Source organism: Streptomyces sp. W1SF4, from assembly GCF_003950035.1.
Classification (GTDB): Bacteria; Actinomycetota; Actinomycetes; order Streptomycetales; family Streptomycetaceae; genus Streptomyces; species Streptomyces racemochromogenes.
The window spans coordinates 1-20,913 of sequence record NZ_CP034351.1; the positions used below are offsets into that span (position 1 = coordinate 1).

The following is a 20,913-nucleotide window of genomic DNA, read 5'->3' on the forward strand; positions in this document are numbered from 1 at the left end:
AACTTCCGGATGTCGTCGTCGGTGCCCAGAAGCGCCCGCTCGGCAGCCTCACGCACCCCGGCGCCGCCCGTTTGCCAGTAGTCCACGACGACTTCGCGGTCTGCGTACGTGTCATCCAGCCCCTCGGCAGTGGCAGACGCGGCCCCCAGCAAGCCTGCGGTCAGGGCTACCGGGAGTACGACACCACAGATGCTGCGGAGTCTTCTTCCCCTTCTCCGGGATGGCGTTCCGGAGCCCAATAGTCCGGAACGGAATGCTCGCCGTTTCATACGACGGTTCCCCCCTAGCTCGATTTCGCGCCAATGCTCACGCAACTGGCCATTCGGAATTCATGAATCCACTTCATCTACCCAGCGAAGTACGCAGGCACATGGTCGACTATTAGCCACTTCTCAAGGCGGGAATGGCCAAATGCCACCGATAACCCAGGATTCGAGACGGCGAGTGGATCATACATGTGCTTTACTTCTGGGAATTCCAGAGGGCCCCTTATCCGGAGTCCCTCATTCCTGTTCTTGAAGGAAAGCCGTGGCAATATCCCGTGCCCGTAAGGCACTGTTCACCGGTCTCACCAGCGCTGCCCTCGCCGGGTTCGCGTCCCTTGGCGTGGCCTACGCCGGCCCCCAGGCCCCATCCCGCGTTGCCGACGGCGAGATGCCGACCGCCGTCGAGGAGTTCGCCTACCCGAACGCCGCCAAGATCCAGGCCGAGCAGAAGATCCTCCTCAAGCGCGGCGACGGCCACATCACCCTGACCGACTGCTCCGCGGGGACACCAGACATCAGGGTCAGGTCCCGTACCGGCGAAGGCCTCTTCTGCTTCGACGTCAACGCCCCCAAGGGGTACGTGACCCTCGAGCTTCCCTCGTCCTTCGGTATCTGGACCAAGGACTACCCGGTCAAGGCCACCATCACCACCGGCGGCCAGAAGACCGTCGTCGACGCACCCGCCAACGACTACAAGCCGATCGGCGAAGCGGACAACGGCAACGTCACCTCCGTCCTCGTCGAGCTGCGCGTCACCGGCTGATCAGCTCCCCCACCGGTCCTGTCGAGTCGTCATCCACGACGCGGACCACGCAACATCACGCACTCTTCTGAAAGACATGTCTAATGCCTTCTCACCGTTCCCGTCACCCGCGGGTCGCGGCTGTCGCCGCGGCCGCTGCAGCCACCGCGGTCGTGTTGACCGCCACGCCCGCCTCGTCCTTGACCGGCGCGCCGGTCACCGATGGAAGCCGCGCCTTCGCCGCGAGCATCGTCTTCGGTGATCACCTCAAGGGCTGCTCGGGGGTCCTGGTCGACAAGAGCTACGTCCTCACGGCGGCCAGCTGCGTTTCGGCCACCAAAGACCGGCCCGTCAGCGGCAAGCTTCAGGAGAAGACCACGGTCACCGTCGGCCGCGCGGACCTGAACAACGCCGCCGGCGGGGCTGTTGTGGAGGCCACGGATGTGGTCGTCCACCCGGAGCGGAACGTCGCGCTGCTCAAGCTGGGCGTGCCGGTGGCCAATGTCGCCCCGGCGGTGCTGGCCGGGCAGGCGCCCGCCGCCGGGCAGGCTCTGCTCAGTGCCGGTTTCGGGCGTACCAAAACCAGCTGGGTGCCGGGGCTGCTGAACAGTGGGCAGTTCAGCGTCACCGCCACCACCGCCGATGCGGTCGTCGATCTCGAGCCGGCTGGTGATTCGGCGATCTGCCAGGGGGATGCGGGCGGGCCGCTCACGCGGGAGAACGCGGGGCAGCAGGAGCTGGTCGCGCTGGCGACCGGTTCGTGGCTCGGTTCCTGCCTCGGTGCCCCCGAGGGTGAATCCCGCCGGGGGGCCCGCGCCGTCCGCGTCGACGACCTCGGGCAGTGGATCAAGTCCAATGTCACCGTGCCGGGCCCCGACACGAGCAACCTGACCGAGCACCGCGTCCTGGCGGACTTCAACGGGGACGGGAAGGCCGACCTGGCCGCCGTCGACAAGAACGGCACCCTCCAGGTCTACCGCGGCCGGGCCGAGGGGACCTTCGAGCCGACCCCGACGGCGGTTGGAACTCCCGGGGTGTGGAAGACGGTCCAGCGGGTCTTCGCCGGTGACTTCAACGGCGACGGCAAGCGCGACATCGCCGCCGTCTGGGAGAGCGACCGCATCCTGCTGCACGCCGGCAAGGGCGACGGCACCTTCGCCACCACCGTCACCCTCAGCCCGCAGAACGCCACCTGGGCCAAGCTCAAGCACCTGACCCGCTACAAGCTCGACCCCGCCAGCCCTAAGGACGGCGTCCTCGCGACCCGCCCCAACGGCGAGCTGTACGCCTACAAGGTCGGCAGCAACGGTCAGCTCGACTTCACCGGCGGCAAGAAGATCTGGCCCGACGCCTCCTTCCAGAACGTCATCATTCTCGGCACGGGTGACTTCAACGGCGACGGCCGTGACGACGTCGTCGGCGTCTGGGAGAACGGCGCCCTGGTCCGCTGGACCGGCAACGCCAACGGAACCCTGGACTCCGGCGGTCTGGCCGCGGCCGGCACCTGGACCGACCTGAAGATCGTCACCGGTGACGTCGACGGCGACGGCAAGCTCGACATCGTCAGCTGGAAGGACAACAAGATGTCCTTCCACCGCGGCCGCGGCAACGGCACCTTCGAGGGCGTAGGCGTCCAGCTCTGATTCAGGACCGGGCCCCGTCGTGCGCAGCCGGGGACACCTGCTGCGTACTACGGGCGCCCGCCGACCGGAGCACGGCGGCCTCGGCTGTAAGCAACGCGGCGCTCCCGCTTGCGTTTTCCCGCACGGGGCGCCCTAGCGGACCTCCCGTCCCGTCCGGGGCTCTTCAACACGATCAAGGACAGAAGTGATCTCCACCCTGATGCGGCGCGCCAAGGGCGCGCTCGCGGTGACCATCGCCACCGGTGCCCTGCTCACCGTCACGGCACCCGCCCAGGCCGCTCCAGCGCCAACCCTCACCGCGGCCGGCGCGATCGTGGTCGACGGCACCAACGGGGCCACGCTGATGGCCAAGGACGCCGACACCAAGCGCCCGATGGCGAGCACGACCAAGATCATGACTGCTTTGGTGGTCGCCACCCTGCCGGGTCTCAACCTCGACCAGAAGGTCACTGTCAAGCAGGAGTACCTAGACTACGTCTACGTCAAGGGCGGGAGCTCGGCCCAGCTGAAGGCGGGCGCGACTCCGACGGTTCGTCAGCTCTTGTACGGGATGATGCTGCCGTCGGGCGACGACGCCGCGTACGCCCTCGCGGACACCTTCGGCACGGGCACCACCCTGGCCGCCCGTACGGCGGACTTCATCGCCAAGATGAATGCCAAGGCCAAGGAGCTGGGCCTGGCCAACACGGTCTACGACTCCTTCGACGGCATTTCGCCGACCGGCCAGAACCTCACCAGCCCGCGCGACCTGGCAAACCTCACCCGGCACGCGATGACCAATACCCTGTTCCAGACCTTGGTGAAGACCACCACCTACAGCACCGGCGGCACCTCCAGCGTCGCCGCCTGGAGCAACACCAACCTTCTCATCCAGCCCCGCCCGACCGGCTACGCCTACCCGGGCGCGATCGGCATCAAGACCGGCTGGACCACCCCCGCGGGCAAGTGCCTCGTCTTCTCTGTCGTACGCAACGGCAAGACGATCATCGGGGTCCTGCTGAACGACGAGGAGCGGTACATGGACTCCATGGCCCTCTCCGACTGGGCCCTCGGCCCAGCCGCCGGCTCCAAGACCGCCCTCCAGCGCAGCAACACCGAGCCGATCCCCGACGTCCTCGACTGACCCGCTGACAGCGATGCGGACGACGTGCGTGTGGCTTCGCGCTGCCGCACGTCGTCCGCGTTCCCCTACAACGAAGAGATCTCACCTTGAGCTTCAGCGATCCGAACAACCCGTACGGCCAGCAGGCCCCGCCCGGCGTGCCGCCACAGTACGGCTACCCTCAGCAGGCCACCCCGCAGTACGGGTACCCCCCGCAGCACGCTGCCTACGGGGCCCACCCCGCTCCCGGTGTGCCGGGCGGGATGCCCGAGCTGGCCCACTGGGGGCTGCGCGTCGGGGCGGACCTGCTCGACACGCTGATCGTCCTCGGCCCGATGTACGCCTTGGGCTTGGTCGACCTGGCGACCGCCGCCGACCCGGACACGGCCGAACCCGGCGTCTTCTTCGTGGTCGGTCTCGCGTACGCGGTCGCCATGGGCTTCTTCCAGCTATACAAGGAGGGCTCGACCGGGCAGTCGATCGGCAAGAAGGCGGTCGGCATCAGCCTGCGCCGCGAGAGCGACGGCCGCACCTGCGGATTCGGCCTGGCTTTCGTCCGCAAGCTGGCCCACATCCTCGACAGCGTCCCCTGCCACATCGGCTGGATCTGGCCGCTGTGGGACCCCAAGAAGCAGACCTTCGCCGACAAGGTGTGCAGCACCGTCGTCATCCGTGTCCGCAAGGGCTGAGGCACCTCCTCACCGCCACCGGGGGGCTCGGCCCGGTCCAAGTCGCCGTCCTCGTTGCGATCCCGATGCGGATCCCCGCCTGTGCGGGCTCCGGCCCGCCTTGTGGTGACCGCACAAGCGCTTCGTGATCTACGACCGGCACCGCGAGGAGGCGCCCTTCGTGGTCATCCTGTCCGGCAGTGCGGAGCACACGCGACGCGTTGAGATCGCGATCGTGCGGGGTCGGCAGCTCTCGCACCGCCAGGAGCGCACGCTCAGCAGCTTCGTCGAGCACTGCCGTCTCCTCAGTTCCACGTACCGAATATCCAGGGGGAAGGCCGAACGGACACGTTCCGGACGGCACATGTATGCGCGAATCGAACAGCACACGCAGCGGGGGACGTAGTTCCGCCCGCAGGGCCCAAGCCCGCTCCAAGCGCCGCAGACGGCTCCGCCGCTCGGTCCTGGGGCTGGTTTGCGCGGCATGCGGGGCCGGCGGCACGGCGGTCCTGCTCCGGGTAGACCCACCGGCGGTCGAGTCCGGGGCCCAAGCGGCCATGCGCCCAGGGCCCTCCTCCCCGGCGCCGCCGATGCCGTCCACGTCGCCTTCGCCAACGCCCACGCCCGAGCCGAGCCGGAGCGCGCACAGCGACGTGCCCCCGTCCGGGGCGGGCACCTTCACCGCCGCCAAGGTCTCGGCCGGCAAGCGCGGCAACGGGCCCGTGCGGCGCTACCGGGTGGAGGTCGAGGACGGCTCCGGCCTGGACGCCGACCAAGTCGCGCGGGAGGTGGACACGGTCCTCGCGGACCGGCGGGGGTGGATCCGGGACGACCGGTACGGCTTCCAGCTGGCCGGGCAGGGCACGGCGGACTTCACCGTACGGATCGCGACACCGCAGACCACGAACCGGCTGTGCGACATCACCACGCCCGAACTGGTCGGCGAGACCAACTGCAGTACCAACCACACGGTCGTGGTCAACCTCAAACGGTGGCAGCAGGGTTCACCGCAGTTCGACGGACCGGTCTCGGAGTACCGCGCGCTGATCATCAACCACGAGGTCGGCCACGAGATAGGCCGCGGACACGAAACGTGCCCGGCTCCGGGCAAGCCGGCCCCCGCGATGATGCAGCAGCTCAAGGGGCTGGCGGGTTGCGAGGCCAATGCCTGGCCCCACGACCGCAAGGGCAGGTACCTGTCGGGCCCGGCAGTGCCTTAGACCCCAAGCATTCCGCGCAAGGTCAATCCGGGCCGGAATCGGTCGATTACGCCTGCAGGCGCCGATCCAATCAATCCGGCCACCGACCTGCGCGAACGCGATCACTCTGAGATCGGGAAATGGTCTTCATGTGGTCAGCCAGTCTTGGGCCCTCTCTTTCGGAACTTGTCCGACGGCGTACGCGTTGGGAGCCCGGCAAGAACCGAAGGAGAGCGGATCGGCGTCGTCCCGTCAGGAGCGGCCGAACCAGCGGCGCTTGGCCTGGGGAGGGGGCGCGGCGCCGTTCGCCGGGGCCGCCGGCGGGTCGTCGTACTCGCGGCAGATCACCTGGACCTGGCCCGACGCGACGTCGTGGCGCACCGTGTCCAGGCCCTGGCGGTTCAGTTGGGCGATGGTGTCGGCGTGGGTGGTGGTGTTCAGGGCGAGCATCCCGACCTTCGGGTGCCTTGGGCCGAGCTTCACCTCCTCGCCGAGCAGGATCTGCATCAGGCGGTCGGCGGAGGCCGAGGGCAGGTCCTCGTCCACGGCGACGTGCAGCATCAGGTGTTCCTCGCCGCTGGTCCGCCACCGGACCTGCGCCACCCACACCGAGCGGACGGCGGGGAATTCGCGGACCCGCCGAACCAGGGCGTCGCGCAGGGCGACCGCCACTGGGTCGGTGGACCAGTCGAGCTTCATTTCCGCCCCGGGCCCGTAGGTCGCCCAGTCCCTCAGCACCTGCTCAGGAAAGATCGCCTGCCCGTTTCCGGAGCGGACCCCAAGCACGGCGACGCCGGTTTTCTCCAGGATCTCCTTCAGCCGCGCCGCGTCACAGTGCACCATCCCGGCGGCCGTCGGCAGCAGTTGCGCGCCGAGCGCCGCGTCGGTGAAGCCGAGCAGCGTGGGTGGCTGCTCGTCGTCGGGGAGGAACATCACCGATCCGGTGTTGGTGACGGGAACGAACACCCCACCCTCGAACAGCGCGGCGAGCACCGTTTCTGGCGCGGGCTCGTGCCCGTCCGCACGGCGGTCGAGAAGGTCGGCAAGACGTACGTTCGGATGATCGATCACGCGTGCAGCGTAGTGCCCAGACTGCCGCCGCCGGCCCCGCCCCATGAGCTTCCGACCCGACCACCGTTCCGCGCGGGCCCCAGGGCCGCCTCCTCGTGACCGGGTCCGTGCAACTGTGGCCTCCCTGGGGGTGGGCAAGCCTTGGGAGTCCGGACCGGGAGATGCGGGGCGAGGGTGTGGTGGAGGGATGACCGATGCCTGCGGACCGATCATGGCCGGTGACCGATCGAACCCCGATCAGTAACTGGTCACGGGGCTCGGCATCGTTCACGCCGTCGCTCACCGGATCGGTCACGGGAGGCGGTCATCGGTCATCGGATCGGTCATGCGCACTCCGGCGGCGTGCCGAGCGGCTACCCGTCAGCCCCGAGGCGGAGCAGCTACGCACCGGCCGATCAGCGGCCGGGCGGGCAACGGCTTCGTCAGCAGGTCTTCGTTGAGCAGGCGACTGCGCAGGTGCACAGGGCTTTCCAGACTTCCAGGGCGCCCGAGCGCGCTCTGCCGGCAAACCGCGCAGCCTGTGACGTGGTCACCGTAGGGGTTGACGGGGGCCTGACCCCCCGTGGGCTGCTGCCAAGCCATGCTGGCTTACGCCAAGACCCGGGGCCGCGCAGGTGACCGTCATCGTCATCGATGGTCTGCGGCCGTCGCGGTGAGAGGCGGGCGGAGGACGCGATCACCCCGGCCCCGGCCGGGCTCCACGCCGGTTGTGCCAGGTCCGCACGAAACGCCTGCGGCTCGCGACATACGATCGGCGGGTTCGCTGCCCCAAGGAGAACTCCCCCGTGACCTCTGTCCTTCCCGCACCCCGTCCGGCCGGCGAAGCGCTGCCCGTCCAGCAGCTCGTGCGCACCGAGAACGGCGAGCGGCTGCACAGCCTGCTGTGGCGGGCGGACGCCGGCTGGCGGATGATCAGCAGCGCGGTCCTCGGCGGAGGCATCGGTGAGCGGTCCTGGATCCTCAACGCCCAGGTGCCCCACGGATACCGGCGCACCGATCCCGACCGGCACCTCGCCGACCTGGCGCGAGAGGCGGGGGCACACGGGGCGGGGGTGGGGTTGATGACCGCTGCCGACGTCTCCCGGCACGTCCACGCCCACGGCGGCGGCGTCCAGACCAGTGTCACCGCGGGCCTGGAGGTCCGCGGGTGGGCCGCCTCTCCCGCCGAGGGCACGCTCCGGCCGGCGGCACCCGGCACGATCAACATCGTCGCCACCATCCCCGTGGCGCTGTCCGATGCCGCCTTGGTCAACGCGGTCGCCACCGCCACGGAGGCGAAGGTGCAGGGCCTGCTGGAAGCGGGGTACGACTGCAGCGGGACGCCCACCGACGCGGTCTGCATCGCCGCCTGGAGTCCCCGTCCCGGCGAAGAGGTCCACGCCTTCGCCGGGCCCCGCTCGGTATGGGGAGCCCGCCTGGCCCGCGCCGTTCACCACGCCGTCCGCAGTGCCGCGTCGAAGTGACGGACCAGTGGGGTGCCCCCTGATCGAGAGCAGGGTGGCCTGACCCGACCGGCCCCACGCCGCAGAGGGCCGCCGTCGGCCGAGCGGACGGCAGACCCGCAGGCGGGACGTGGCGTGGTTCCGGCGAACTCGCCGCTGCCGACCTGTTCGCTCAAGGGCGTGGGGGTGAGGCGGTCGTCAGGCCGCCACCGGGCCGTTTGGGGGCATGGTCGTCCGGCAGCCGGCAAGGAGCCGGGCGACCATGGCCCGCGCGTGCTCACGGTCGTATCCCGGGCCGAGGATGCACAGGTTGCCGACCGCTCGCATCAGCGTGTACGCGGTGACGTCCGGGTCGAACTCGCCCCGGGCCGTCGCGGCGTCGAGGAGCGAGGCGCAGGCCGGGACCAGTGTGTCGAGCATCAAGGAGTGCAGGCTCTGCAGGCTGGGGTCCTCGGACTGGAGTGCCGCCCCCAGTCCGTGCTTCGTGACGAGGAACTCCACGAACGCGTCCATCCATCGCGTCAGGGCCTCGCCCGGCCTGGCCGATCCGGCGAGATCGGCGGCGAGTCGCGCGCACTCGTCCACCTGCTGCCGGTAGACGGCGACGACCAGCTCCGCGCGGGTGGGGAAGTGGCGGTACACGGTGCCCAGGCCCACGCCGGCCCGGCCGGCGATGTCGCGGATGGGCGCCTGGACGCCTTGCTCGACGAACACCTGCGCCGCGGCCGCGAGAAGGGACTGGCGAGTGCGCTCGGCGCCCGCTGCTCTGGAGCCGGCCGATCGGGACAAGATCTCACCTCTGGTTCGCGGAACATTGTTCCGCTAATGTGGCGGAACATTGTTCCGCCAAGTATGCGGTACGCGCCTCTCCCACAGGAAGTCCGCACATGTTCCCCACTCCTGCGCCATCCCGGACGAAGACCGTCGCGATCAAGCCCATCACCGTTCCCACCGGTGACCGGGCGGTGCCCCTGCAGGTCAAGGTGACCGCACCAGCCGAGGGCCGCGGCCTTCCGGTCATCGTCTTCTCCCACGGCAACGCGTGGTCGATGGACGGCTACGAGCCGCTGGTCGACCGCTGGGCCGCCGCCGGCTTCGTCGTCGTGCAACCGACCCACCTGGACTCGCGCCGCATCGCCATAGGGTTCGACGATCCGCGCTTCGGCACCGTCTGGCGCGTGCGCATCGATGACCTCCACGCGGTGCTGGACCACCTCGACGCCGTCCTGGCCGAGGCAGGCGACCTGATCGACCGCACCGACCGGACGAGCGTCGCACTCGTCGGACACTCCTGGGGAGCCCAGACCGTCGGCACCCTGCTGGGCGCCCGCGTGTTCGACGCCCAGGGCACCGCGGGCGAGGACTTCTCCCACGGTGGGGCGAAGGCGGGCGTGCTCATCGCGGCGACCGGCACGGGCGACTCGCTCACGCCGTTCGCCGTCGAGCACCTGCCCTTCATGAGGCCGGACTACTCGACCATGACCACGCCGGCGCTCGTCATCGCGGGCGACCAGGACCAGTCGCGGATGTCCACACGGGGAGCGGACTGGTTCCTCGACGCCTACGACCTCAGCCCCGCCCCCAAGCGCCTCCTCGTCGTCCCCGGCGGGGAGCACACCCTGGGCGGCATCGCCGGGGAGGCCGTGAGCGAGACCACCGACACGGACGCCGACCGGGTCGCCCTCGTCGCCGACGCCGTCACCGCGTACCTCCTCGACGCCCTCGACCGCGACCCCGACGCGTGGTCCCGCTTCCGCGTCGGCACCGAAGCCGTCGAGAAGGGGTCCTTCCGGCACAAGGACTGACCCGGCCCAGTCCTGCCCCTTCCCGGCCCGGGTGCGGCGTCCGGGTGAATGTGCGCAGCCGTGCGTCACAGCCGATGCGCGCGGATTGTCACATCGGTATGACAACAGCGCATCAGCAGACGATCCCCCGTCAAGCCGCCCTCCCTGCGGCGCGGGTCTCCCGGCGCCTGCGGTCCGATCTGCCCGAGCCGGGTGAGCGGCGCCGGCTGCGCGAGCAGTGGGGCCTGTCGACCCGGCAGGTGGCCGTGGCGTTCGGGGTGACTCCCGCGACGGTCCGGTCCTGGGAACGCGGGCGGTCGACGCCCAGGGGCGGCCGCAAGGAGGCCTACCAGCAGTTCCTGGCGGGGCTGGCCCAACACGGCGGCATGCCCCGGCCCGGCGCGGCGGTGCGCGCCCGACGCCGTCGGCGTCCGGCGCCGCCAACGGCGGTCGCCGGCGTGAAGCCCGGCCCGCAGCAGACCGTCGCTCCCCCGCCGACGTGTGCGGCCACGCCCCTGGCGGGGGGAGTGGTGCGCGTGGGCGGGGCGGTTCCCATCGAGCCGGAGCGCGTCCGGCGTCTTCGGCTGCTGGGGGCCGCGGCCTGCGTGTGGTCGCTGGCGCTGTGGGTGATCCTCACCTGCCCGGTGCCCCTCTAGGCGGCCGGGATCGGGCGGGCGGGTCACACGATTCCGGTGACGGTGACCTTCACCGCCCCCGGTGGGGCCGCTGCCGCCTCGGCGGCGGCGGCCCGTACGGCCCTGGCCGTGCGGGCGGCCTGTTGCCGGGCGCGGACGACGACGTCGATCTGCAGGGCGGTGACCGCTCCCCGGGCGTCGAAGGTGATGCGTACCGCCGAGCCGGAGTTCCCGGCCTCGCCGAAGGCCGGCACTCGCGTGTCCGCCGCCTTCAGCAGGCTCCGCAGGCCGGGACGCAGGCAGGCGACGCCGGGGACGGCCAGAACGGCTGCGGTGATCTTCTGGGTCAGGGCCGGGTCCCGCTGGCTCTTCACCGCCTGGTCTCCTGAGCGTGGTCTTGGGGTTCGTGAAGGTCGGTGACGGTGACGTGCAGGTCCGAGACGGCCAGGCCGAGCATGTCCCGGGCGGCGCGGCCCAGGCTCCCGCGCACCGCGCGGGTGGTGGCCCGCAGGTCGAGCCCGTAGGCGACGGTGATGCCGAGGCTGACGGCGACGGGGCCGCGTGCGGGACTCGTACTGCCGCCGAGCGGGGTGATGCGGCAGCCGGCGGCCCGTACTCCGGGCACTCGCTCGGCGGCGGCGCGCAGGGTGCGGGCCGCGACGGACTCGTAGATCCAGGTGTCCTCGTCCGCCTCGCCCAGGGGCAGGTTGCGGCCGGGGCGCAGTTCCAGCCGGACCGCGTCCATGACCCGCCGCACTACCGCGGCGGTGTCGATGTCGGCGGATGCGGGGGCGGCCGGGGGGAGGGCCGCTGTACGCAGGTGCTCCAGATCCTCGACGGCCCGTCGGCAGTAGACGCAGGTGGCGGTGTGCGGGTCGCTCTCCGAGCGGCCCGCCTCCTCCCACACGGTCGCCAGGTCCCGCCCGCAGGCGAGGAGTTCGAAGTCCTCGCCCTCGAACGGCTCGTCAGGGAAGGGGGCACGGCTGGGGTCGGGCTCGTTCATCGCCATGCGGCCATCGCCTCCGTCAGCATGCGGCGGGCCCTGAAGACGCGTGCGCGGACCGCTTCGGGCCGGATCCCCACCGCCTCGGCGATCGTCTCGTACGGCCGGCCCTCGATCTCGCGCAGCACCCAGCAGATCCTCTGCTCCGCGGACAGCGCGCCCATGGCCTGAGCCAGGTCGCGTACGGCGGCGCTCGATTCGGCCGCGCGGACGGGTGAGGACTGGTGCTCGGGAGCCGCGGGCTCCATGACCGTGTCGAGGTCGGCCGCAGGTCTGCGGGCCCGCAGCAGGTTCAGGCACCGGTTGGTGACGATGCGGTGCAGCCAGGTCCCGAACCCGGCCTCACCCCGGTATTCCGGCAGGCTGCGCCAGGCGCTGACGAAAGCGTCCTGGACGGCGTCCTCGGCTTCGGGCCGGCTGCCCATGAGGCGTTCGGCGAGCTGCAGCATGGCCGGGGAGTGACGCTGTACCAGCACCTCGAACGCCTCCTCGTCCCCTTCCGCCGCCCGGACGCTCAGCAGCCTGTCACCGGCCTCGGCCGCCTCATCATCGTCCGGGCCCCACCGAGCGTTCAACGCGGGCTCCTTCCAGCCTCCACCGGATTGACACCGCCTGCCCGGCTTTCGTTACGCCACTTCGATCCGTACTGCTGTTCACCCGTTCACGCGCAAGAGGTCCGTAACGGAGGACCGTCCGCTGGTGTCAAAGGAGTACGAACCGCAGGCGCACCGATGCAGGGAGAAGTGATGACCGCCACGCAGGAGAAGACCCTGGCCCGTCCGGAGCACGTCAACGGCGCGGCGCACGCGCCGGGACGCGCCGAGGTGAGCGAACCCGCGGGCACGCGGGGCAGGACGTCGATCGCGGACACCGTGGTCGTCAAGATCGCCGGGCGCGCGGCCCGGGAGATTCCAGGCGTCCACGACATGGGCGGCGGCCTGTCCCGGACGCTGGGCGCCGTACGCGACCGGGTGCCCGGCGGGCGCCCCAACGTCGGGCGCGGTGTGAAGGTCGAGGTCGGTGAGCGCCAGGCCGCCATCGACGTGGAACTGGTCGTGGAGTACGGCGTCCCGGTCCCGGACGTGGCGCGTGACGTGAGGGAGAACGTGATCGGCGCGGTGGAGCGGATCACCGGGCTGGAGGTGGTGGAGGTGAACATCGCGGTCACCGACGTCCACCTGCCCGGCGACGACGAGGACGACACCGGCGAATCACGGGTGGCCTGACCTGCTCCGCACTGTGTCGCTGTGTCGCTGTGTCCGTTCGGATGCAGCATGTCGCCGATGGGAGAAAGAGACAGCATGGGCAAGGACGTTCTCGGGCTGGTAGTCGGGATGGCGCTGGGATTCGCCGGCTGGTTCGGCGGCTTCGGCGCCTTCCTCCTGGTCGCGGCGCTGGGCGGCCTCGGCTACGCGGCCGGCCGCCACACCGAGCGCGGCGGAGACCTGCGCGACCTTCTGGTCACCGAGCGCAGGCAACGGTGAGCGCCGCCCAGCGGGGTGTCACCACCGTCGCCGACCGGGTGACGGCCAAGATCGCCAGACAGGCGGCCGCCGAGGCCATCATCCCGGCCGGCGGGCACGTCCTGAGGTCGGCGGCCACCACACGCGGGCGTTGCGTCGAAGTGACCGTGGAGGTGGACCTGCCCCCGTCCGCACCGGCCGACACGGGCCGCATGGTCCACCTTCGCGACCATCTGACCAGCCGCACACGGCATTTGACCGGACTGGCCATCGCACCCGCACACCTGCGGATCCGCGAACTCGGCCCGCTCACCCCGAGCCCCCAGCCGGACATCGCCGTGCGTCCGTCGTCGATCACGGCCCGCAGGCCCTGGTCCCCACGGCCTGCCGCCGCCACGGGTCTGGCCCTGGCCGTCGCCGTCCTGTCCGCGCTGACACTGTGGACCGTCCTGCACCTGCACGGCAGCGCCGCGTCGCCCCGGGGGCAGGTGCGCCATTGGCTGACGGAGGCCGGGGGCCGGCCTCTCGTGCGCCCGGCGGCGGGCCTGGCGGCCGCTGCCGCCGGGGGCTGGCTGCTCTTCCTGGCCCTGTCCCCAGGCCACCGCCGTCTGCTCCCCCTGGGCTGTCCCCCGCCGGCCCGGGCGGTCATCAGCCGGCGGCAGGCCGCGCGGCTGGTCCGGGCGGCCGTCACCGAGGTCCCCGGGCTACGGGTCCAGGCGGTCGGCTTCACCCCGCGCAAGGTCACCGTCCGCGCCGAAGCGGTCTACGGCACGGCGCACGACATCCGCAGCACGACCACCGCTGCCATCGCGCGCACCCTGCGGACCATGGGTCTGCGACAGACCCCGAAAGTACGGCTCGTCCTGCACCCCACCCGCGACCCGCACACCACCGCCACCCGGCCTGCACGGCGGGATGGCGATGCGTAACCGCACCGTGGCCAACCGGACGGCACTCGCTCTGAGCGGACTCGCCCTCCTGACCGCCGGCGCGGCCGCCACCTGGTGGGGCGACGGAAAGACTCTCGTGGCCGCCGTGCGCCATCTCGAGGAAGCCGATCGCGGCCTGCTCCTCACCGCGACCAGTACCGCCCTCGCCGCCTCGATGGCTTTGCTCACCGCGCAGATCCCGCGCCCGGCCCGGCGGCGTCTGAACCTTCCCGCCCCCGGCTGCAGGCTCGACAGCCGGGCGCTGCGCCACGCCGTCCGAGCCGGCTGCGCCACCGTGCCGGGGGTCGTGCGAGCCCGCTGCCGCCTCACGGGCCGCCGGCGCACGATGCGCCTGACGATCACTCTGACCGTGCGGGGATCAGCACACCCCGGCGACGTCCTGACCGCCGTCGCGGACGGGGTCCTGGTGCAGATCGAACCCCTGCTCACGCCCCGGCGGCTTCACACCCGCATCCGTCTCCAGGTGCAACGCCCCCGCCCGCACCGAGCCCTGTGACGAACGCCGCGCGGCGCGACCGCGCGCGGACTCGGCCGCTACGGGGGAGTCCATGCCGATCAGTCCTGCGGACCTCCTATGGCCGTGGCCGTGGCCGTGCGGGTGGGTGGGTGGGTGGGTAGGGCCGGCACGGGTGACGTTCCGGGTCCCGCGGCGACGCGCCGACAGCCACCCGCCCGGAGCAGCGATTGCCTGGATGTCTGGGCCGGGCGGGTGGCATTCGCGGCGGTCTCCCGTCCACTGCGGTGGCGGCCGCGAATCCCCCGCAAGCCGTCGGCCCCCCAGGCTGCGGCGTCCGATACCGGGAGAGATCATGCGTAATCGCACCATGACTGCTGTGTCCGCCACCGTGCTCGCCGCCCTGTGCGCGGCACCCGCCCTGGCGGCGTCCGGCACCCCGCCGCAGACCCTGCCCGCCCAGGACCACAGGGCCCTGCGCGCGATCGGGCTCACCGGTGACCAGCGTCTGGTCGAGTTCGACGTGAACAAGCCGGCCAAGACCTGGTCGCTGGGCAGGGTCTCCGGCCTGTCCGGCGACACCAGGCTCGTCGGCATCGACTTCCGCGTGCAGAACGGGAAGCTCTACGGTGTCGGCGACAAGGGCGGCGTCTACACCCTCAACACCGACAACGCCGAGGCGGCCAAGGTGTCCCAGCTGACCGTCGCGCCGGCCGGGACCGCGTTCGGCGTGGAATTCAACCCCGCCGCCAACCGGCTGCGCGTCATCTCCAACACCGGACAGAACCTGCGCCACAACATCGACGACGCGGCAGCCCCGCTGACGACCACCGTCGACGGCACCCTCACCAACCCCACCACCCCGCCGTCGACCGCCATGGGCGTCACCGGCGCCGCCTACACCAACAACGACCTGAACGCCGCTACCGCGACGACGCTGTTCGATCTCGACACGATGGCCGACCGCATCTCCCTGCAGTCCCCGGCCAACGCCGGCACCCTCGCCCCGACCGGCAGCCTGGGTGTGGACGCCGACCTCGATGCCGGATTCGACATCTACTACAACCCGGTGGCCGGCACGAACCACGGCTTCGCCGCCATCGGCACCGGCGGCTCCTACCGCCTCTACGCGGTCGACCTGCTGACCGGCAAGGCCACCCGCAAGGGCGCCTTCCCGGCCAAGTACCAGGTCACCGACCTGGCCCTCCCCTTCAACCAGAAGTAGCCCGCACGCTGACGCCCGGACCCGCGCCGCCGGTACGGCGGTGGCCCCGCGTCCTTCGTCGAAGGAGGCGGGGCCACCGGCCGTCGCGGGATCGATTTCTTGGTGCGGGTTACTTGGGCATCAGGACGGTGTCGACGATGTAGACGTTGGCGTTGGCGGTCTTGACGTTGCCGCAGACCACGTTGGAGGTGCCGTTGACCTTGTAGGTCTCGCCGGACCCCTTCGTGGTGACCATGCCCTTCTGGAGGGTCTCGAAGCTGCCGTTCTCCAGCTGCTTCGGGGTGAGCCTCTGGCCGACGACGTGGTAGGTCAGGATCTTGGTCAGGGTGGCCTTGTCGGCGAGGACCTTGTCCAGGTCGGCCTTCGGGATCTTCGCGAAGGCGTCGTTGGTCGGGGCGAACACGGTGATGTCCTTGGCGTTGTTCAGGGTGTCCACGAGCCCGGCCTGCTTGACCGCGGCGACCAGGGTGGACAGGGCGGGGTTGTTGGAGGCGGCGGTGGCGACGGAGTCCTTGGCCATGCCGTCGAAGGAGCCGGCGCCCTCCTTGGGCACGCCCGCGCAGGCCGGGCCGAACGGCTGGTCACCGGTCATCGAGTCGCCGGCGGGGGTGCTCGCTCCGGTCTTGGCCTGGTCACCGGCGGCCGCGCTGGGGGCGGCTTCCGTGTCGCTGCCGGAGTCGGAACACGCCGCCAGGGAGAAGGGCAGCACGGCGGCTGCGGCGACGGCGACCGCGGTACGGCGGAACTTCATGCTGCTGCTCATGATCTGTTGCTCCTTGGGGGTTTTTCTCTGGGGTGTTGAAGGGGTTGGTCGTGATGCCGGATTCGGCCCGCGGGCCGGCCGGTGGTCTAGGGGACGGTGACGAAGACGCTGTGCCAGCCGCTCGCTCCGTCGGGGATGGTCCGCGTGCGCTGCTCGGTCTGCACGGCTCCGGCACCGTCGGTGGCGCGGACGGTGATGGTGTGGCCGCCGGGGGTGGCCTTCCAGGGGTAGGACCACTGGCGCCAGGTGTCGATGCCTGCCTGCGGGGCGAGGTCGGCGTCCTGCCAGGGCCCGTCGTCGATACGGACTTCGACGCGGGTGATGCCGCGGTGCTGGGCCCAGGCGACACCGGCGATGGAGATGGTGCCCGCAGCCGGGCGCGCGAAGGGCTGGGGGGTGTCGATGCGTGCCTGGGTCTTGATCGGCGCCTTCCGCGCCCACTTCCGCTTGACCCAGTACGGGTCGTAGGTGTCGAAGGTGGTGAGCTCGATATCGGTGATCCACTTGCAGGCCGACACGTACCCGTACAGGCCGGGCACGAGCATCCGGACCGGGAAGCCGTGGTCGAAGGGCAGCGGCTCGCCGTTCATGCCGACGGCGAGCATCGCGTCGCGGCCGTCCATCACGTCCTCGACCGGCGAGCCGAGCGTCATCCCGTCGACCGAGCGCGCCACCAGCTGATCGGCCTGCCCGCCTCGCGACGGCGGCCGTACTCCGGCCTCCTTGAGGAGTTCGGCGAGGGGCACGCCGAGCCAGCGGGCGGTGCCGGTGTAGGGGCCGCCGACCTCGTTGGAGACGCACGTCAGGGTGATGTCGCGTTCGATGAGGGGGCGGGCCAGGAGCTGGTCGAGGGTGTAGGTGCGCGGCCGGGTGACGCCTTTGCCGTGGATGCGCAGCCGCCAGGTGCCGGCGTCGACCTTGGGCACCGTCAGGGCGGTGTCGACGCGGTAGAAGTCGGCGTTGGGGGTGGTGAAGGGGCTGATGCCGGGGACCTTGAGCTGGACACCGGCCGGGACCGCGGGCGCCGGAGAGGCCGGAGCGGGCAGGACCAGGGTGTTGCGGGAGGCGACAGCGCCCTGACCCTGGCGGCCGGTGAGGAACCGGCCCAGGGCTCCGGCCGAGGCGGCCGCCACCGCGGTGACACCGGCCGCGGCCAGGAAACCGCGCCTGTTCCAGCTTCCGGTGGCTTCCTGCCCGTCTGCGACGGCAGGAGCGGTGGCGAGGACGGCTTTCGACGCCAGGACGTAGAGGGCGAGGGCCCCTGCGAGGGTTCCGGCGACCGAGGGCAGTGCGTCGCCGATGCCGGTGGAGTCGGGACGGCTGAGCGCCGCGGCGGAGCCGGCGATCCCGAAGAGCAGCACGCCCGCGGCGCCGGCCCGCCGGTGGGAGAGGGTGAGGATGCCCAGGCCGACGGCGATGACGGCAAGGACGGCGAGGATTCCGAGCCGCAGGACTGCCTTGTCGTTCTCCCCGAAGGTGCGGATCGCGAAGTCCTTCACCGCGGCGGGCGTCCGGTCGATCACCGCACCGCCGACGACCGTCACCGGGCCGGCCGCGGGCCGCACCAGGCCGGCGACCAGCTCGGCCACGGCCAACGCCGTGAACGCCGCCAGAAGGCCGGCCAGTGCGCCTCGTGCGGCGCGGGAGAGGGTGCTGCGGAAGCTGCTCACACCCGCCATTCGGCGGCGCCCGTCCGGCGGATTGGTCCGTCCTCCGGAAGAGTGAACCGATCGTTGGTGTTGCCGTCACGGCACAGGCATCGAGGCGGTCGGGCGCCCGGGGTCGGCCGTGTCCGGGGGGTGGGCCGGGGGTGGGCCGATCCCGGGACGGGAGAGGTCTGCGGGCAGGGGGGCGGGCCACCAGGTGCGGGGGCCGAACTCAAGGAGGTCGTAAGCGCGTTGCGTCGACGGTGGTGGCCGCCTGGCGGATGCCCTTCAGCTACGCGGGCGGGTCGGCCGGTCTGCCGGCGGGCGCGTCCGTGCTGGGCGTGGCCGTCACGGCGAACGCGTCGCCCACACCGTCCGCGGTGACCTCGACGGTCACCGGCGACCGGGGCGACGGGTACCGGAAGCAGCACTGGGTGCCGGGCCACTACGTCAGCGACTGGGTTCCCGGCCGCCGGAACTGCCACGTGGCGCGGATGCCGGCGCTGGAGCCGACGGCTCCCGGGAACCATCCGGCAGACGTTCTGGTGGCGAACCGCCGCGGGTTGAGTCGGGCTGCCGGGCCCTGAAGATCGTCCGGGCGCCCGGCGCGGACCTGTTCGTCGCCCGCTCGGACCGCGGCAGGCAAGTCGTCGCGGTTCTCACCTGGCAGGCCGCCTGAAACAGGGGTACTGCGGGTGGCTGTGCCGACAGCCACCCGCAGCCGACCCGCCCGGCGGCGGATACGCACGCGGCGCGTCCCAAGGCCGCGCCGGGCACCGCGCCGGATGGTGTCACCGGCCGGCGACTCCCCGTCCTGACGGCCCCCGACCGGAGCTGTGCCCGCGGCAGACGTCAGGCGTTGACGCAGGTGTTGCCGAAGGCGGGGTTCAGCAGCCCGATGACGCTGACGGTGTTGCCGCAGACGTTGACCGGGATGTGGATGGGCACCTGGATGAGGTTGCCCGAGAGGACGCCGGGCGAGCCGGCGGCCACGCCCTGCGCGCCCGCGTCGGCGGACGCCACCGAAGCGCCCGCCACCACCACCGCGCCGGCCGCGATGGCCACGGCCAGACCTCGTCGCATACGCACCATGTCTCTGTACCTCCCATGAGGGTGTACGGCCGCACGGAGGTCCCACGCGGCCGGTGAGAGGCCCGGTGGACACCTTCTGGGCTCTCTCACGGCCGGTGTTCGCCGCCGCTCCCCCACCGGCTTGCCCGACCGGTCCAGGTTCCCCCCCACGGGTTAATGCGGGCTTGTTCCGGTGACGCAGCGGCTCCCATCCGCAGGCCCATCCGTAGGCCCGTCGGCTACGAAGAACAGGCGACACACGCACAGGTTTCCACAGCCGGACCGTCCCCCCGGGGCGGTCCGGCCCGCACCAGCGACGACACAAGGACCGGCATGCGATGGACGCCCCTCCCCCCGACGGCCGCCCCCGGCCGCCCCTTCGCCTTCTCTCCACAGCCGGAGCCCCGCAGGTGAACCAACCGATCCCCTTCAACACCGGCCGTCCCTCCGACCCCGCCCGCGGCGATCTCACCGACGTCATGCAGAAGGTCGCCCACGGCGACAAGGAGGCGTTCTCCGGCCTCTACGACGCCCTCGCCCCGCTGGTGTTCGGAACCGTGGTCAAGGTCGTCCGCGACCGGGCGCAGTCCGAGGAGGTAGCCCAGGAGGTCATGATCGACCTGTGGCGGCAGGCCGCCCGCTACCGGCCCGAAGCCGGATCCGTCACCACCTGGGCGGCGACGATCGCGCACCGGCGGGCCGTGGACCGGGTCCGCTCCGCCCAGGCCGCCACCGACCGCGAGTACGCCCAGGCCGCCCGCGAGCACACCACCGCCTTCGACGAGGTCGCCGAACAGGTCGAGACCCGCCTGGAATCCGAACAGGTACGCCGCTGCATGCGCGGCCTGACCGAACTGCAGCGCCAGGCCGTGACCCTGGCCTACTACCGGGGGCTGACCTACCGTGAAGTCGCCGAAGCCCTGCGCACACCGCTTCCCACCATCAAGACACGCATGCGCGACGGGCTCATCCGGCTCCGCGACTGCATGGGGGTGACCACATGAAACACCACGCCACCGACGCCCACACCCTCACCGCCGCCTACGCCCTCGGCGCCCTCGAAGACGACGAACGCACCGCCTTCGACGCCCATCTGCACGCCTGTGAAGCATGCCGGCAGGAAGCCGCCGAGTTCGAGGCGACCGCGGCCCGTCTGGCCGCGGCCGTCTCCCAGCCGCCGCCCGCCGCGGCCAAGGCGCAGGTCATGGCCGCCATCGACGGCGTACGCCAGCTACCGCCGCGCCTTCCCACGCACGCCACCAAGCCCGCTGGCGGCAGCCTGCGGCGCAAGGCCGTGCCGCTCGCCCTGGCGGCCGGCGTGGCGGCCGCCGCACTCGGCGGCGTCGCGGTATGGCAAGCGCAGAACGGACAGGACCTCAGGGCCCGAGCACGCCAGACCCAGCAGCAGCTCGACACGGTGAGCGCCGTCCTGGCAGCACCCGATGCACGCACCGTTCACGGGCGGGCCTCAAACGGCACGCTGACCACGGTGGTTGCCTCCGACCGGCAGAACAGGGCCGTCTTCACCGCGGCCCGCCTGCCGGCCCCCACACCGGGCAAGACCTACCAGCTGTGGCTCGACCACGACGGCATCATGCGCCCGGCCGGACTCCTCGACCACGACGGCACCGTCGTCCTGACCGGCAACCCCGCCGACGCCGGCGCCGTCGGACTCACCCTCGAGCCAGCCGGAGGCTCTCCCCAGCCCACGACCGACCCTCTGCTCCTGATGCCCCTTCGCGCCTGATCCGCCCAGCGCCGCCGTCCGCGGGTGCCCGTACCGACC

24 protein-coding genes are annotated in these 20,913 nt (G+C 71.5%); 16 read left to right on the plus strand and 8 right to left on the minus strand.

Going from position 1 to position 20,913, the window contains the following annotated elements; all coding sequences use genetic code 11:
• The first annotated feature begins 528 nt into the window (after positions 1-528).
• The 5 genes from D1J60_RS33815 to D1J60_RS33835 all read left to right on the plus strand — a co-directional run bounded on the left by D1J60_RS33815 (position 529) and on the right by D1J60_RS33835 (position 5,641).
• Positions 529-1,029, plus strand: a complete 501-nt coding sequence (locus D1J60_RS33815; RefSeq protein WP_125824356.1) for a hypothetical protein — start codon at positions 529-531, stop codon at positions 1,027-1,029.
• A gap of 155 nt (positions 1,030-1,184) precedes the next feature.
• Positions 1,185-2,651, plus strand: a complete 1,467-nt coding sequence (locus D1J60_RS33820) for an FG-GAP-like repeat-containing protein (protein ID WP_164721101.1) — start codon at positions 1,185-1,187, stop codon at positions 2,649-2,651.
• A 184-nt stretch (positions 2,652-2,835) separates the two neighbouring features.
• Entirely contained in the window at positions 2,836-3,774 is a 939-nt protein-coding gene (locus D1J60_RS33825; protein ID WP_241253642.1) for a serine hydrolase, read from the plus strand.
• Positions 3,775-3,860: 86 nt separating this feature from the next.
• Positions 3,861-4,442: an RDD family protein gene (locus D1J60_RS33830; RefSeq protein WP_125824358.1), complete on the plus strand. Its 582-nt coding sequence runs from the start codon at positions 3,861-3,863 to the stop codon at positions 4,440-4,442.
• A gap of 632 nt (positions 4,443-5,074) precedes the next feature.
• Positions 5,075-5,641 (plus strand): DUF3152 domain-containing protein, encoded by a 567-nt coding sequence (locus tag D1J60_RS33835; RefSeq protein ID WP_241253643.1) that lies wholly within the window; start codon positions 5,075-5,077, stop codon positions 5,639-5,641.
• Between the two features lie 231 nt (positions 5,642-5,872).
• On the opposite strand, the gene D1J60_RS33840 is transcribed toward D1J60_RS33835, so the two are convergent.
• Entirely contained in the window at positions 5,873-6,691 is an 819-nt protein-coding gene (locus D1J60_RS33840; RefSeq protein ID WP_125824360.1) for a hypothetical protein, read from the minus strand.
• A 785-nt stretch (positions 6,692-7,476) separates the two neighbouring features.
• Here D1J60_RS33840 and D1J60_RS33845 point away from each other — a divergent pair.
• A complete protein-coding gene (locus D1J60_RS33845) occupies positions 7,477-8,154 on the plus strand; it encodes an adenosylcobinamide amidohydrolase (protein WP_164721102.1) in 678 nt (225 codons plus the stop codon).
• Positions 8,155-8,331: 177 nt separating this feature from the next.
• Here the strand turns inward: D1J60_RS33845 and D1J60_RS33850 are convergent, their stop codons facing one another.
• On the minus strand, positions 8,332-8,922 hold the full coding sequence (locus tag D1J60_RS33850) for a TetR/AcrR family transcriptional regulator (protein WP_125824361.1): 591 nt from the start codon (positions 8,920-8,922) through the stop codon (positions 8,332-8,334).
• A gap of 98 nt (positions 8,923-9,020) precedes the next feature.
• On the opposite strand from D1J60_RS33850, the gene D1J60_RS33855 reads away from it, so the two are divergent.
• Both D1J60_RS33855 and D1J60_RS33860 read left to right on the plus strand, forming a co-directional pair.
• Positions 9,021-9,938: a chlorophyllase gene (locus tag D1J60_RS33855; RefSeq protein ID WP_125824362.1), complete on the plus strand. Its 918-nt coding sequence runs from the start codon at positions 9,021-9,023 to the stop codon at positions 9,936-9,938.
• 98 nt (positions 9,939-10,036) lie between these two features.
• Positions 10,037-10,573 carry a helix-turn-helix transcriptional regulator gene (locus tag D1J60_RS33860; RefSeq protein ID WP_125824363.1) on the plus strand — a complete coding sequence of 179 codons (537 nt, stop codon included), beginning with the start codon at positions 10,037-10,039 and terminating at the stop codon, positions 10,571-10,573.
• Positions 10,574-10,596: 23 nt separating this feature from the next.
• On the opposite strand, the gene D1J60_RS33865 is transcribed toward D1J60_RS33860, so the two are convergent.
• From D1J60_RS33865 to D1J60_RS33875, 3 genes are read right to left on the minus strand one after another with little or no spacing between them, the layout of a single operon-like run.
• Positions 10,597-10,926, minus strand: coding sequence for a hypothetical protein (locus tag D1J60_RS33865; protein ID WP_125824364.1), 330 nt, complete (start codon positions 10,924-10,926; stop codon positions 10,597-10,599).
• Positions 10,923-11,561, minus strand: a complete 639-nt coding sequence (locus D1J60_RS33870) for an Asp23/Gls24 family envelope stress response protein (RefSeq protein WP_241253644.1) — start codon at positions 11,559-11,561, stop codon at positions 10,923-10,925. The genes D1J60_RS33865 and D1J60_RS33870 overlap by 4 nt, the downstream gene beginning before the upstream one ends.
• Complete coding sequence (locus D1J60_RS33875) at positions 11,552-12,130, minus strand: sigma-70 family RNA polymerase sigma factor (RefSeq protein WP_241253645.1); 579 nt, start codon at positions 12,128-12,130, stop codon at positions 11,552-11,554. The genes D1J60_RS33870 and D1J60_RS33875 overlap by 10 nt, the downstream gene beginning before the upstream one ends.
• 171 nt (positions 12,131-12,301) lie before the next feature.
• On the opposite strand from D1J60_RS33875, the gene D1J60_RS33880 reads away from it, so the two are divergent.
• The 5 genes from D1J60_RS33880 to D1J60_RS33900 all read left to right on the plus strand — a co-directional run bounded on the left by D1J60_RS33880 (position 12,302) and on the right by D1J60_RS33900 (position 15,647).
• On the plus strand, positions 12,302-12,781 hold the full coding sequence (locus tag D1J60_RS33880) for an Asp23/Gls24 family envelope stress response protein (protein ID WP_125604887.1): 480 nt from the start codon (positions 12,302-12,304) through the stop codon (positions 12,779-12,781).
• A gap of 75 nt (positions 12,782-12,856) precedes the next feature.
• Positions 12,857-13,039 (plus strand): hypothetical protein, encoded by a 183-nt coding sequence (locus tag D1J60_RS33885; protein WP_125604889.1) that lies wholly within the window; start codon positions 12,857-12,859, stop codon positions 13,037-13,039.
• The gene (locus tag D1J60_RS33890) at positions 13,036-13,947 is read left to right on the plus strand and encodes a DUF6286 domain-containing protein (protein WP_125824365.1); all 912 of its coding nucleotides are present in this window, start codon (positions 13,036-13,038) and stop codon (positions 13,945-13,947) included. The genes D1J60_RS33885 and D1J60_RS33890 overlap by 4 nt, the downstream gene beginning before the upstream one ends.
• Complete coding sequence (locus D1J60_RS33895; RefSeq protein ID WP_125824366.1) at positions 13,940-14,464, plus strand: hypothetical protein; 525 nt, start codon at positions 13,940-13,942, stop codon at positions 14,462-14,464. Before D1J60_RS33890 ends, D1J60_RS33895 begins: the two co-directional genes overlap by 8 nt.
• Before the next feature lie 328 nt (positions 14,465-14,792).
• The gene (locus D1J60_RS33900; protein ID WP_241253646.1) at positions 14,793-15,647 is read left to right on the plus strand and encodes a DUF4394 domain-containing protein; all 855 of its coding nucleotides are present in this window, start codon (positions 14,793-14,795) and stop codon (positions 15,645-15,647) included.
• A 109-nt stretch (positions 15,648-15,756) separates the two neighbouring features.
• On the opposite strand, the gene D1J60_RS33905 is transcribed toward D1J60_RS33900, so the two are convergent.
• Both D1J60_RS33905 and D1J60_RS33910 read right to left on the minus strand, forming a co-directional pair.
• Positions 15,757-16,410: a fasciclin domain-containing protein gene (locus D1J60_RS33905; protein ID WP_241253647.1), complete on the minus strand. Its 654-nt coding sequence runs from the start codon at positions 16,408-16,410 to the stop codon at positions 15,757-15,759.
• An 86-nt stretch (positions 16,411-16,496) separates the two neighbouring features.
• Positions 16,497-18,089 carry a molybdopterin-dependent oxidoreductase gene (locus D1J60_RS33910; protein ID WP_125824368.1) on the minus strand — a complete coding sequence of 531 codons (1,593 nt, stop codon included), beginning with the start codon at positions 18,087-18,089 and terminating at the stop codon, positions 16,497-16,499.
• A 248-nt stretch (positions 18,090-18,337) separates the two neighbouring features.
• Here D1J60_RS33910 and D1J60_RS33915 point away from each other — a divergent pair, with 248 nt between their 5' ends.
• Entirely contained in the window at positions 18,338-18,643 is a 306-nt protein-coding gene (locus D1J60_RS33915) for a hypothetical protein (protein ID WP_125824369.1), read from the plus strand.
• 265 nt (positions 18,644-18,908) lie between these two features.
• Here the strand turns inward: D1J60_RS33915 and D1J60_RS33920 are convergent, their stop codons facing one another.
• Positions 18,909-19,148, minus strand: coding sequence for a chaplin (locus tag D1J60_RS33920; protein ID WP_241253648.1), 240 nt, complete (start codon positions 19,146-19,148; stop codon positions 18,909-18,911).
• Positions 19,149-19,606: 458 nt separating this feature from the next.
• Here D1J60_RS33920 and sigK point away from each other — a divergent pair, with 458 nt between their 5' ends.
• Both sigK and D1J60_RS33930 read left to right on the plus strand, forming a co-directional pair.
• Complete coding sequence (gene sigK, locus D1J60_RS33925; protein ID WP_241253700.1) at positions 19,607-20,131, plus strand: ECF RNA polymerase sigma factor SigK; 525 nt, start codon at positions 19,607-19,609, stop codon at positions 20,129-20,131.
• Positions 20,128-20,874 carry an anti-sigma factor gene (locus D1J60_RS33930; protein WP_125824371.1) on the plus strand — a complete coding sequence of 249 codons (747 nt, stop codon included), beginning with the start codon at positions 20,128-20,130 and terminating at the stop codon, positions 20,872-20,874. The genes sigK and D1J60_RS33930 overlap by 4 nt, the downstream gene beginning before the upstream one ends.
• Positions 20,875-20,913 lie beyond the last annotated feature (39 nt).